Here is an 11,853-nt window from a genome sequence, read left to right on the forward strand (position 1 = left end):
AAGGCTTATGCAAAACGTCGAGGTCGAAGCAAAATTCGCTTTTAATGAAGGGGTTTAACCAAACTAACTAACTGAATTAAAATCAAATTTTAACGAATAGATCGGAGTTTTGCATAAGTCCTGAAATACTTGAGCTTGACCCTTAGCAGGGAAAGGTTAAAATACTGGTCATTTTATTGTCAGGTCACCCCATGTCGTCACAACGTAAAGCAGTCGCCTTGATTTCTGGTGGTTTAGATTCCATGTTAGCCGTTAAAGTTGTTCAAGAACAAGGCATTCATGTTGAAGGAATCAATTTTTATACTGGTTTTTGCCATTCCGGACATACGTCAGCCATCCGTAATCGGAAAAATAGTGCAAAACCCCTTCGCAATGATGCTCTGTGGGTTGCAGAGCAACTCGGCATTAAATTACACATCATTGATATCGTTGAGCCTTACAAAGATGTTCTATTGAATCCCAAACACGGTTATGGCAAAAATATTAATCCTTGCCTCGATTGCAAAATTTTCATGGTGCAACAAGCACACGAATGGATGGTAGAGAATCATTTTGACTTCATTATTACTGGTGAAGTCGTCGGCCAACGTCCAAAATCGCAACGAAAAGCCACCATGCCCCTTATTGCAGACGAATCAGGGGCAGAAGATCGTTTAGTGCGCCCTTTATGTGCTAAGTTATTGCCGCCAACTTTGCCAGAACGTGAGGGTTGGATTAATCGTGAAAAACTGTATGATTTTCAAGGCCGTAATCGAAAACCACAGTTAGGGTTGGCTGCAGCAATGGCCATTGAAGAATTCGCCCAGCCTGCTGGCGGTTGTTGTGTATTAACTGATGAAAATTACACCCGGCGCTTACGAGATATGTGGGAACACCGTGACAGTCGTAATTACGATATGGAAGATATTATTCTTTTAAAGGCAGGCAGGCATATCCGTCCCAAACCTCATTATAAAATGATCATTGCCCGCGACGAAGCCGAAAGTAATTTTTTAACCGGCTATCGCAAAGAATTCATTCATATGCAAGTACGCACACATCGTGGTCCGATGATTTTGATTGAGGGGCAACCTACAGCGGATGACTTGTTTACTTGTGCTCGCATTGCTGGCCGCTTTTGCTCCGGACGTGATGAGCCGCAGATTGAAGTAGATTTACACCATCTGGATGGCCAAACTGAGATATTACAGGCTAAACCCATGCGCGCCGAAGAAATTCCCCAAGAATGGTATTTGTGAGATCGTTATGCCCCATTTCGAACTAGATGCTCGTCGCTTGTTATGCCCTATGCCAGTCATAAAAGCACAAAACATGGCGAAAAAACTGAACCATGGTGATACATTAACAATCATTGCAACCGATCCCGGCGCCCAACATGATCTGCCAAGCTGGTGCCGTATTAATGGCCACCAACTTATCGACTGCATACACAGGGATGATGAAATCCATATTACTTTACAACTAGTGAAGGATGGCGAATGATACAACAGGATCGTTACTGGCAGGCAAAAAAAGTCACGCTTATTGGCGCACTTACTAACGCTGTATTAGGTGTTATTAAACTAATTGGTGGTTTTCTCTATCACTCACATGCCCTGGCCGCTGATGGTGTGCATTCTTTTGCTGATCTCATTACCGATTTTATGGTGATCTTTGCTTCCAAATATGGCAGTCAAGATGCCGACGATTCCCACCCCTATGGCCATCAACGTATCGAAACGGCAGCTACCCTTATCCTGGCCTTGCTGCTTATCTTGGCAGGGATCGGTATTGCCTGGGATTCTTTGGATGAAATCATTCATGGTAATCATGATAAACCAGGTTGGATTGCACTTCCCATTGCCTTGTTATCTATTGTCGCCAATGAAATTTTATTTCATTATACTCGGCATGTAGGAACCTCTATTCAATCAGCGCTGGTCCTTGCTAATGCCTGGCATCACCGTTCTGATGCTGCCTCTTCCATCGTGGTTGCCCTGGGTTTAATAGGCTCTCTGGCTGGCTTTCTCTATCTTGACGCTATCGCGGCAATTATTGTTGGATGCATGATCGTTAAAATGGGCTGGAGTTATGGTTGGAACAGTGTCAAGGAATTAGTCGATACTGCCGTTGATCCCAAACTACTAACTCAAATAGAGCAAACTATTCAATCTGTGGATGGTGTAGAAAAAATTCATCAGTTACGCAGCCGTTTCATGGGTGGGGATATCTTGATTGACGTCCATATTTTGGTCACTCCACATATTTCAGTATCGGAAGGTCATTATATTGCTCAACACGTCCATCGAACCCTGATTAAACAATTTATGCGGGTCAAAGATGTTATCGTTCATGTTGATCCTGAAGATGATGAAATCACTTGTCCTTCCTTTAATCTGCCAAGCCGTAAAGTACTACAAAAAAAACTCTTGCGGGCCTGGCAGCTAGAGTATCCTGACTTGCAAGATTGGACGATCCATTATCTCGATGGCAAAATGACCATCGACTTGATCTGTAAGAATAACAGTACTCGATTAGAATCACTCAAAGGACGTATTAGTTCTGATCTGCAAGCTTATCAAGAAATCAAACAAGTACGTGTATTGAGTCAACAGGGAGTTATCACTCATGAAAAAGCCTAATATTGTCTTCCTTGATACCAAACCCCTAATTAATGATGGCTTAGGTTTAGATAATTTATATGAACTCGGTGAAGTGAGTCTTTATGATCAAACTTCAGCTGAACAAGTAGTTGAACGTGCAAGAGATGCGGACATTATTATTACTAATAAGATTAAATTAAATGATTCCCACTTTTCACAATTACCCAAGCTTCGTTATATTGGTGAAACAGCGACTGGAGTAGACAATATTGATATTGCCGCCGCAACAAAGCGGGGTATTGTCGTTACTAATATTCCTGATTACAGCACCAATAGCGTTGCCCAACATGTGATTGCCTTACTATTAACCCATACCAATCAGGTTGAAGCCCACAATCACTCCATCCAACAGGGCGATTGGCAAAAACAACCCTTTTTTGCCTATTGGCTCAATCCAATTACCGAATTGGCGGGCATGACTTTAGGCTTGCTGGGTTACGGTAAAGTGGCGCAAAAAGTAGCTACTATCGCGCAGGTCCTGGGAATGAAAGTCATTGCTCATAAACCAAAACCATTTAGCGACAATCTGGTAACCTCGGTTTCCCTTAGCACCCTCCTGGAACAAAGCGATGTCTTAAGCCTACACTGCCCTCTAACAGAGGCGACCCAACACATTATCAATCGCAATACCCTTCAGCAAATGAAAAAAACCAGTATCCTGATTAACACAGGACGTGGAGGATTAATCGACGAAGCGGCTTTAGCTGAATCCTTAAAACAAAAAGGCATTGCAGCGGCCTACCTTGATGTCCTGAGTCAGGAGCCGCCTGCATCGGACAATCCTTTACTCGGTATAAAAAACTGTATTATCACGCCTCATATTGCCTGGGCCAGTGTGGCGGCAAGAAAACGCTTGCTAAATATAGTTTGTGAAAATATTATTCACTTCCTTGATCAAAAACCTATTAACGTCGTTCAGCTTTCATAGAGGATAAAACATTATGGCTGTGGCCACTTTAAAAATAATCTTTGCTTTAGCTATTTTTATAGTCATCTTACTTGCAGGCTGGTACCCCTTTAAAAAGCGAAAACAAGGTAAAGATGAAGAACATCACGTTGATTTTCCAATTGGTGAAACTCTGGCAACAGGCGTTTTCCTTGGTGCAGGCCTCTTACATATGCTCCCTGAATCAAGCAGTTTGTTTCATGAGATGGGTTATCATTATCCCTTTGCTTACATTATCACGGGTGCAGTGTTCCTGATTTTTTTATGGTTTGAGCATTTAGGCAAAGAATTGTATCACCATCATGATGCAAGCCATCCGGCCTTCGCTATCATGGCTTGGGGCATGCTTTCCGTTCATTCCATCATGCTTGGCGCAGCTCTGGGGTTGAATGAAAGCAATTCCATGATCATCATGCTGTTTCTGGCAATCATCACCCATAAATGGGCTGAGAGTTTTGCAATCGCGGTTCAATTGACTAAAAGTTCACTAAGCAGAGCACAAAGTCTCGCATTTTTCATCAGCTTTAGTCTTATGACTCCTCTCGGTATTTTCTTTGGCTGGTATTTTGGCCATGGAGTAGAAACAAACTCCCTGTTTGATCCAATCCTGATTGCTGCCTCAGCGGGCACCTTTCTTTACCTCGGTACCCTGCATGGCCTGGAGCGTTGCGTTATGGTTGAGCGCTGCTGTAATCTGCGTGATTTCAGCTTTGTCATTATTGGCTTCTTATTGATGGCTTCGGTTGCTATTTATGTCTGATTTTATTCATCAGCAACCCATTATATTAGCATCCGCCTCGCAAAGTCGGATACAATTACTGCGTGCACTAGGCTTGCAATTTGAGGTCATTCCCGCCAACTGTGATGAAGAGAACCTCAAAAAAACCTTTACAGGCTCTAAGCTTGAGTTAGCTGCTCTGCTTGCCCGAAGTAAAGCAATGGAAATTAGTCAGCATTATCCAAACTATTTTGTTATTGGTGCCGATCAACTCTGCTTAATTGGTGAACAATGCCTTGATAAACCAATGAATCATCCTACTGCGGTCACACACCTTCGTTTACTGAGTGGGAAGACCCATCAACAAATTTCTGCCTGTTGTCTTGTTAAAGCAGGTGAGATTGTTTGGCAGGGTTATGAAACTGCAACCCTGACTATGCGGGAACTAAACGATAAGACTATCGAATCTTATCTAAAATTAGAACAGCCTTATCAAAGCTGTGGCGCTTACCATTATGAAGGAAGCGCAAAATGGCTTTTTAAAGAGGTGCAAGGTAGCGACAGCACCATTCGAGGGTTACCCTTGCAGTCTCTCATGCAAGCCATGATAGCTTATCAAATTGTCCTCATCTAACGAGTTTTTCGTGCTCACAATTACAAAATTATTATTAGCAGGTATATACTTCTTTCATATAGGGATTTTTGGAGCATATCCATGGCGGCAAAAAAAGCCCGTAATAAAACACCTCAGAAACCTCACAAACGAGCACTTGGCTTAATTAACAAACCAGAAAAAACAACCACTGCAAAGCAGTCCTATGAACGTATTGCCTGTGTATTTCAAGGAGGCGGTGCTCTTGGGGCTTACCAGGTAGGCGCCTTTCGGGCCATCCATGAGCGCGGGTATACCCCTAATTTTCTGGCTGGTGTATCCATTGGAGCAATTAATAGTGCCATCATTGCCGGTAATCCACGTGAAAAACAAGTCGAAAAACTGATGGAATTTTGGGATCTGGTCACCCCGAAACTGTGGAGCGATCAGCTCATTGATTTTGATACCTTTGAGATAACCCACCATTTACATAATCGTTTTGGAGCTTTGCGTTCTTTGTTTTTTGGTCTGGACGGTTTTTTTAAACCACGGCTTATTCCACCCTCAGCGTTTACCCAGGACACTCCTGACCAATTGAGCTTTTATGATACAAGCGAACTCCGCCATACCTTGGAAAATCTGATTGATTTTAATCGGATCAACGACAAAAAAGTAACCTTATGCCTTGGTGCTGTGAATATTACGTCCGGTGAAATGGAGTTTTTCAATAATCAAATGATCACCATCACCCCTGAACATGTTATGGCGAGTGGAGCCTTACCCCCTGGCTTTCCGGCCATTAAAATCGGCGAAGACTACTTTTGGGATGGAGGTATTTATGCTAATACCCCCTTAGTGACTGTGCTAGATGCCCTACCAGAACAAGATACGCTGTGCTTTGTAGTGGACTGTTTCTCTTTAAAGGGACCATTGCCACAAAACATGGATCAACTTGAAGAGCGGCAAAAAGATATTCGCTATGCCAGCCATTCACGCCGTCTCACCAATGTTTATACCAGTCGCCAAAATTTACAAGCAGCTATCCAGTTTCTAAGTGACAAACTAACCCCTGAAGCAAAAAAAGATCCCGAAGTACAAAAGATATTGGCACTTGGACATGAGAAACGATTCAGTGTCGTGCACATTATTTACAATGGAACCCCTTATGCTCATTCCTTTAAAGATTATAATTTTATACGCTCCGCTGTTAGCTTCCGTATTGAAACAGGGTACAAAAATGCGCTTGCTGTACTTGATAATCCCGAGTGGGAGAAAAAATCACAAAAAACACTAGCCTGTTCTATTTATGGTGTACCCTCTGATTATTTTGACCAGCATTAGTTTAAATGCCCCATCCTGAACAGGACGGGGCAATTGTTTTAGCCCCGGGCCATGTTCCCCAGTTTTGCGATCACTTGCTCACCCATCTCTGACGTGGATAGTAGTCTGCCCCCCGGCGTCATGATATCGGCGGTACGGTATCCTTGATCCAGTACTTCTGTTATTGCCATTCGAATCATTTCGGCTTCTTTTTTTAGCTGGAAGGAATAGTGAAACATCATGGCAACACTCAGCATCGTTCCCAGAGGATTGGCGATACCCCGCCCTGCGATATCGGGCGCACTGCCGTGAATAGGTTCATAAAGAGCGTGCTTATTCCCCAATGAAGCTGATGGCAACATCCCGAGAGAGCCCGTTAGCATGGATGCTTCATCCGATAAAATATCGCCAAATAAATTAGCAGTTAACAGGACATCAAATTGATTAGGATTACGGATCAATTGCATGGCAGCATTATCAACATACATATGCGACAAAAGAACATCTGGATATTCCTGGTCACGAATCGACTGAACCATTGTGCGCCACAAAGCAGAAGTTTCCAAAACATTTGCTTTATCCACCGAACAAACTTTTTTATCGCGCTGCCTTGCCAAATCAAAGGCGACTCTGGCAATGCGGGCAATTTCTGTCGTGGAATAACTCATCGTGTTGACAGCAACCTGTTCTTCTCCCTTTCTAGTAATACCGCGCGGTTGTCCGAAATAAACATCGCCAGTTAATTCACGCACAATCATTAAATCCAAATCGGTTATTAACCCAGGCTTTAGCGGGGAAGCATCGGCCAATGCGGTGAAACAAGTTGCCGGACGCAGATTGGCAAACACGCCTAATTCCTGGCGAATTTTCAGTAAGCCTTTTTCAGGCCTGCTGGCTTCCTCTACAGCATCCCATTGTGGCCCACCTACAGCCCCTAACAAGACGGAATCGACCTGCTTAGCCAAAGCAATTGTATTTTCTTGCAGAGGGATGCCGCTTCGCTCAATGGCCGCCCCACCAATTAAATCATGCATTAACTCAAAGCGATGTCCTGTATGTTGATTAAACCAAGCGAAAAGTTTGCTTGCCTCGGCTGTTACTTCAGGTCCAATTCCATCACCAGGTAAAATCAAAATCGTTTTAGTCATTTCTTTCTCCAGCGTATAACCAGGGTTGTCCTCTTCTCTGGTTTTGTTCGAAAGCGGTAATTTGTTGCTCGTAGACCAAGGTTCGACCAATGTCATCGAGACCTTGTAAAATTTGATCGCGTCGATAGGCGTCGATAGAAAATAGGATTTGTAGCGAACCAACTTGTATCCATTGGCTTTCCAAATCAACAGTCATCAATTCATCCTTTTTATTTGCCAAAGAATGAATCGCTTCCGACGATAATTGAATTGGCAATAAGCCATTTTTAAAACAATTATCATAAAAAATATCAGCAAAACTTGGTGCGATAATCACTTGAATCCCAAAATCCAGCAGCGACCACACAGCATGCTCACGACTTGAACCACAACCAAAATTTTCTTCTGTCAATAAAATGCCGGCATTTCGATACGCCGGTTTATTTAAAACAAAATCAGCCTTTAATTGATTCGCTTCATCATACCGTAATTCCGCAAAGAGACATTTGCCTAACCCGGTTCTTTTTATTGTTTTAAGATATTGCTTCGGAATGATCATATCTGTATCAATATTAGGAATTGGCAGATGAACCGCAATACTAGTAATTTTTTTAAAAGCCCGCATGTTTACCTCTCATTATTCAGTGTTCGGACATCGGTTAAATAGCCTGTAATTGCCGCAGCTGCAGCCATTGCTGGACTCATCAAGTGACTACGTCCTCCGCGCCCCTGCCGTCCTTCAAAATTGCGGTTTGACGTCGAAGCACAGCGCTCACCCGGATTCAATTTATCTGCATTCATCGCCAGACACATTGAACAACCCGGTTCTCGCCAGTCAAAACCACTGGCAATGAAAATTTTATCCAACCCTTCCGCTTCTGCTTGAGCCTTGACCAATCCGGAGCCGGGAACCACCATTGCCGAAATGCGGGATGCTATTTTACGTCCTTCCAATATTTTGGCTGCTTCACGTAAATCCTCAATGCGGGCATTCGTACAAGAACCAATGAATACTTTGTCGATGGCAATATCTTGCAACCGCATACCTGGTTGCAACCCCATATATTGTAAGGACCGTAACATGCTCTGTTGACGAACCGGATCGTTTTCAGCTGCCGGATCAGGTACTGAAGCATCAATGGGCAAAGCATTTTCAGGACTTGTTCCCCAGGTCACATAGGGAACAAGTTCATCGGCCTGTATTTTGATTTGCTTATCGTAATGAGCTCCTGGATCGGAATGGAGGGACTTCCAATAGCTGACCGCTTTATCCCACAGGTCTCCCTTCGGTGCATAAGGTTTTCCTTGCAAATAGGCAAAAGTGACTTCATCGGGTGCAATTAAACCCGCCCGTGCACCTGCCTCAATAGACATATTACATAGTGTCATTCTGGCTTCCATGGATAGTGATTTAATGACGTTTCCTGTGTACTCAATCACATATCCTGTCGCACCTGCTGTACCAATTTTAGCAATGATCGTTAAAATAAGATCTTTTGCAGTAACTCCCGCGGGCAAATTACCCTCTATGGCAATACAAAAATTCTTTGCCTTTTTCAATCGAAGTGTTTGGGTAGCAAAAACATGCTCTACTTCACTGGTACCGATACCAAACGCCAAGGCACCAAAAGCACCATGGGTTGCAGTATGGCTATCACCACAAACAATGGTTGTACCCGGCAAAGTAAATCCCTGTTCAGGCCCAACAATATGAACAATTCCCTGTCTTTCATCCAAAAGATCAATGTAAGGAATACTGTGTTTGAAGCAGTTCTCTTGCAAGGTGGCTACTTGTATTCGTGACTCCGGATCGGCAATACCTAAACGTCGGTTACTCGTGGGTACATTATGATCACTGACCGCTAAAATACTATCAGGACGACGAATTTTCCTGCCAGCCTGCTCTATCCCCTCAAAAGCTTGTGGACTTGTTACCTCATGAATTAAATGCTTATCGATATAAACAAGCGAGGTCCCATCCTTCATATCACAGACCTTATGCTGCGCCAGAATCTTGTCGTACAATGTTTTCATACTCATGCCCTCTTACTAATTTGCTATATGCTGCCGCGATCGTTTTACTAATATTTCCTACGGGAAAGCGGTGATTACCGATTTGCCCCACAGGGGCTACTTCAACAGCACTACCTGTAATAAAGACTTCATCCGCCTGCGCAATTTCATGCGGATAAATATGGCGTTCAATGACGGGAATATGATGCTTTCGAGCCAGCTTTATGATGGTTTGACGAGTAATACCATTTAAAAAACAATCAGCGATCGGCGTGTAAATAACACCATCTTTCACCATGAAAAAATTAGCACCAGTACATTCCGCAACATAGCCACGATAATCCAACATCAATGCATCATGAAAACCTGCGCGCTCAGCCTTGTTTTTACTCAGAGAACCAATCATATATAATCCTGCAGCCTTGGCTTTGACTGGTGCCATCGAGGGTGATGGCCTTACCCAATCCGCCCACATCAGCTTTAATCCCTTGTTAAATAAATCGTCTGCTGCAAAATAAGAACGCCACTCCCAGGCAGCAATAGCCACTTGTACTGAACAAGTTTGTGAGGCAACACTTAAGGTTTCAGTTCCACACCAGGCAACTGGCCTTATGTAAGCATTCTTTAATTGATTTCTTTTGAGTAATTCACGGGTAACCGCATTCAATTCGCTGACTGAATAAGGAATTTTGAATCCTAAAATATTAGCTGATTCATGCAGACGCTTATTATGTTCAGTTAATTTAAACACGTTGCCTTCATAAGCCCGCTCCCCTTCGAAGACAGAACTTGCATAGTGAAGACCATGCGTTAAAACATGGGTTCTAGCCTCATCCCAAGGCACAAACTCCCCGTTCAACCAAATCACTTGCAGTTTAGCTTCACTTAAAGCGATGATCTGGGATTCTTTGTCACTAACTAAAGCAATGATATCTTCATCACCGATCTGTTTCTTGGCATCACCTAAACGCTTAAAGCAGTTAAATACACGAGAAAAATGAGTCTCGTTTAATTCAATACCCAAAGACTTTAATTTATCCCTTAAGGCTGCACGACCTGAGTGTTTGCCTAATACCAGTTCTGATTCGCCAAAACCAACTGATTCAGGGCTGATAATTTCATAGGTTTCACGGGCTTTTAGCATCCCATCCTGATGGATTCCAGACTCATGGGCGAAAGCATTGGCTCCGACAATTGCTTTATTTTTTTGTATTGGAAAACCCGTTGCAGCAGACACCAACTTCGAGACTGCAGCAATATGCTTGGGATCGACTTGGGTCATATAATTGAATTGATCACGACGAGTTTTGATAGCCATCACAATCTCTTCCAATGCCGCATTACCAGCACGTTCACCGATACCATTTACAGTACATTCTATTTGCCTGGCACCGGCTGAAATTGCTGCTAATGAATTGGCAACTGCTAAACCAAGATCGTTATGACAATGAACCGAAATAATTGCTTTATCGCTATTCGGAACCTTTTCCCTTATTGTTCGGATCAGTGCCGCATATTCACTTGGAATGGTATATCCTACTGTATCAGGAATATTTATCGTGGTGGCCCCAGCACTAATTGCTGTCTCCACAGCACGCGCGAGAAAATCAATGTCGCTGCGGGTAGCATCCATCGCAGACCACTCGACGTTGGCACACAGCCTTCTGGCATAATAGACAGACTCATAAATCGCTTGCAGCACCTCTTCTTGCGTCATTTTTAACTGATGCTGCATGTGAATCGCACTAGTCGAAATAAAGGTATGAATTCTAGGGTTGAACGCCGTCTTCAGAGCAGCATGAGCAGTCTCTATATCCGTTTTTTTTGCACGAGCCAAACTGCAGACAGACGCATTTTTTACCTGTTTACAAATGGTTTCAATGCAATTGAAATCCCCTGGCGAAGCGATAGCAAACCCCGCTTCGATGACATCAACCCCCATATTATCCAATGATTCAGCAATATTGATTTTTTCAGCTAAAGTCATTGTCGCGCCAGGTGCTTGCTCACCATCTCGTAAGCTTGTATCAAAAATTATAATTTTCTCAGTCTTCTTCTGTTCCATTTTTTATACCTCTTAAGATAAAAAAAAGGGCGCCTCTATGGGCGCCCTCGGTATTAGGCCAATCTTGGATAGACCTTACCTAAGTCGCCTCAAATCAAGGCAAAGGAGTAGACTAAGAAGAAACACTGCGGACAATAAAATAGAGGTAGATAAGCCAGCTTTGCAGCCATGCGTCAAATAATTAATTTTATAGTAACGAGTAGTTTGTTGAATTGTCATAACCTTCTTCTCTTTTAACCTTGAGTTGTTTAGGGCGTTTTGTGTTTTGCAGTTCTGAAGAGCCTGACTTAGCGTTGCAAAACAAAGCATGGCCGCTAAGAAAGGCGACTAAGGCTAAGTAGAAGGTTGGAGTGAAGATTTAAAACTCGATGAGCAGGTACAAAAGCAGTCATTACAGAGAGCGCGCTCTTCTGTATCGCTTGTGCATTTT

11 protein-coding genes are annotated in these 11,853 nt (G+C 43.1%); 7 read left to right on the forward strand and 4 right to left on the reverse strand.

The genetic code is table 11. The annotated features are described in order from the left end of the window. Positions 1 to 191 precede the first annotated feature (191 nt). The 7 genes from Lfee_RS10805 to Lfee_RS10835 all read left to right on the forward strand — a co-directional run bounded on the left by Lfee_RS10805 (position 192) and on the right by Lfee_RS10835 (position 6,239). Positions 192 to 1,238 carry a tRNA (5-methylaminomethyl-2-thiouridylate)-methyltransferase gene (locus tag Lfee_RS10805; RefSeq protein ID WP_058446681.1) on the forward strand — a complete coding sequence of 349 codons (1,047 nt, stop codon included), beginning with the start codon at positions 192 to 194 and terminating at the stop codon, positions 1,236 to 1,238. Positions 1,239 to 1,245: 7 nt separating this feature from the next. Next, positions 1,246 to 1,482, forward strand: coding sequence for a sulfurtransferase TusA family protein (locus Lfee_RS10810; protein WP_058446683.1), 237 nt, complete (start codon positions 1,246 to 1,248; stop codon positions 1,480 to 1,482). After that, the gene (locus Lfee_RS10815) at positions 1,479 to 2,621 is read left to right on the forward strand and encodes a cation diffusion facilitator family transporter (RefSeq protein ID WP_058446685.1); all 1,143 of its coding nucleotides are present in this window, start codon (positions 1,479 to 1,481) and stop codon (positions 2,619 to 2,621) included. The genes Lfee_RS10810 and Lfee_RS10815 overlap by 4 nt, the downstream gene beginning before the upstream one ends. Next, a complete protein-coding gene (locus Lfee_RS10820; protein ID WP_082646632.1) occupies positions 2,608 to 3,570 on the forward strand; it encodes a D-2-hydroxyacid dehydrogenase in 963 nt (320 codons plus the stop codon). The genes Lfee_RS10815 and Lfee_RS10820 overlap by 14 nt, the downstream gene beginning before the upstream one ends. A 13-nt stretch (positions 3,571 to 3,583) precedes the next feature. Continuing rightward, positions 3,584 to 4,348, forward strand: coding sequence for a ZIP family metal transporter (locus tag Lfee_RS10825; RefSeq protein ID WP_255673117.1), 765 nt, complete (start codon positions 3,584 to 3,586; stop codon positions 4,346 to 4,348). Next, positions 4,341 to 4,940, forward strand: coding sequence for a Maf family protein (locus tag Lfee_RS10830; RefSeq protein WP_058446689.1), 600 nt, complete (start codon positions 4,341 to 4,343; stop codon positions 4,938 to 4,940). The genes Lfee_RS10825 and Lfee_RS10830 overlap by 8 nt, the downstream gene beginning before the upstream one ends. A gap of 81 nt (positions 4,941 to 5,021) precedes the next feature. Continuing rightward, the gene (locus Lfee_RS10835; RefSeq protein ID WP_058446692.1) at positions 5,022 to 6,239 is read left to right on the forward strand and encodes a patatin-like phospholipase family protein; all 1,218 of its coding nucleotides are present in this window, start codon (positions 5,022 to 5,024) and stop codon (positions 6,237 to 6,239) included. A gap of 38 nt (positions 6,240 to 6,277) precedes the next feature. Here Lfee_RS10835 and leuB read toward each other — a convergent pair whose 3' ends face one another. Genes leuB through Lfee_RS16745 form a run of 4 tightly spaced genes read right to left on the reverse strand, consistent with a single transcriptional unit; the run spans position 6,278 to position 11,423 of the window. Then, a complete protein-coding gene (gene leuB / locus Lfee_RS10840; protein WP_058446694.1) occupies positions 6,278 to 7,366 on the reverse strand; it encodes a 3-isopropylmalate dehydrogenase in 1,089 nt (362 codons plus the stop codon). Continuing rightward, on the reverse strand, positions 7,359 to 7,970 hold the full coding sequence (gene leuD / locus Lfee_RS10845; protein WP_058446696.1) for a 3-isopropylmalate dehydratase small subunit: 612 nt from the start codon (positions 7,968 to 7,970) through the stop codon (positions 7,359 to 7,361). Before leuD ends, leuB begins: the two co-directional genes overlap by 8 nt. Positions 7,971 to 7,972: 2 nt before the next feature. Beyond that, on the reverse strand, positions 7,973 to 9,379 hold the full coding sequence (gene leuC / locus Lfee_RS10850) for a 3-isopropylmalate dehydratase large subunit (RefSeq protein WP_112854751.1): 1,407 nt from the start codon (positions 9,377 to 9,379) through the stop codon (positions 7,973 to 7,975). Then, positions 9,342 to 11,423, reverse strand: coding sequence for a 2-isopropylmalate synthase (locus tag Lfee_RS16745; protein WP_082646633.1), 2,082 nt, complete (start codon positions 11,421 to 11,423; stop codon positions 9,342 to 9,344). Before Lfee_RS16745 ends, leuC begins: the two co-directional genes overlap by 38 nt. Between the last annotated feature and the right edge of the window lie 430 nt (positions 11,424 to 11,853).

The sequence above is a fragment of the Legionella feeleii genome, from assembly GCF_001467625.1.
Lineage (GTDB): Bacteria > Pseudomonadota > Gammaproteobacteria > Legionellales > Legionellaceae > Tatlockia > Tatlockia feeleii.

What these genes read in the sequence shown, in the direction of transcription:
- Lfee_RS10825 (WP_255673117.1), top strand. Translation starts at nt 3,584, where the DNA reads ATGGCTGTGGCCACTTTAAAAATAATCTTTGCTTTAGCTATTTTTATA.
- Lfee_RS10810 (WP_058446683.1), top strand. Translation starts at nt 1,246, where the DNA reads ATGCCCCATTTCGAACTAGATGCTCGTCGCTTGTTATGCCCTATGCCA.
- Lfee_RS16745 (WP_082646633.1), bottom strand. Translation starts at nt 11,423, where the DNA reads ATGGAACAGAAGAAGACTGAGAAAATTATAATTTTTGATACAAGCTTA.
- Lfee_RS10805 (WP_058446681.1), top strand. Translation starts at nt 192, where the DNA reads ATGTCGTCACAACGTAAAGCAGTCGCCTTGATTTCTGGTGGTTTAGAT.
- Lfee_RS10820 (WP_082646632.1), top strand. Translation starts at nt 2,608, where the DNA reads ATGAAAAAGCCTAATATTGTCTTCCTTGATACCAAACCCCTAATTAAT.
- Lfee_RS10830 (WP_058446689.1), top strand. Translation starts at nt 4,341, where the DNA reads ATGTCTGATTTTATTCATCAGCAACCCATTATATTAGCATCCGCCTCG.
- leuC (WP_112854751.1), bottom strand. Translation starts at nt 9,379, where the DNA reads ATGAAAACATTGTACGACAAGATTCTGGCGCAGCATAAGGTCTGTGAT.
- leuD (WP_058446696.1), bottom strand. Translation starts at nt 7,970, where the DNA reads ATGCGGGCTTTTAAAAAAATTACTAGTATTGCGGTTCATCTGCCAATT.
- Lfee_RS10815 (WP_058446685.1), top strand. Translation starts at nt 1,479, where the DNA reads ATGATACAACAGGATCGTTACTGGCAGGCAAAAAAAGTCACGCTTATT.
- Lfee_RS10835 (WP_058446692.1), top strand. Translation starts at nt 5,022, where the DNA reads ATGGCGGCAAAAAAAGCCCGTAATAAAACACCTCAGAAACCTCACAAA.
- leuB (WP_058446694.1), bottom strand. Translation starts at nt 7,366, where the DNA reads ATGACTAAAACGATTTTGATTTTACCTGGTGATGGAATTGGACCTGAA.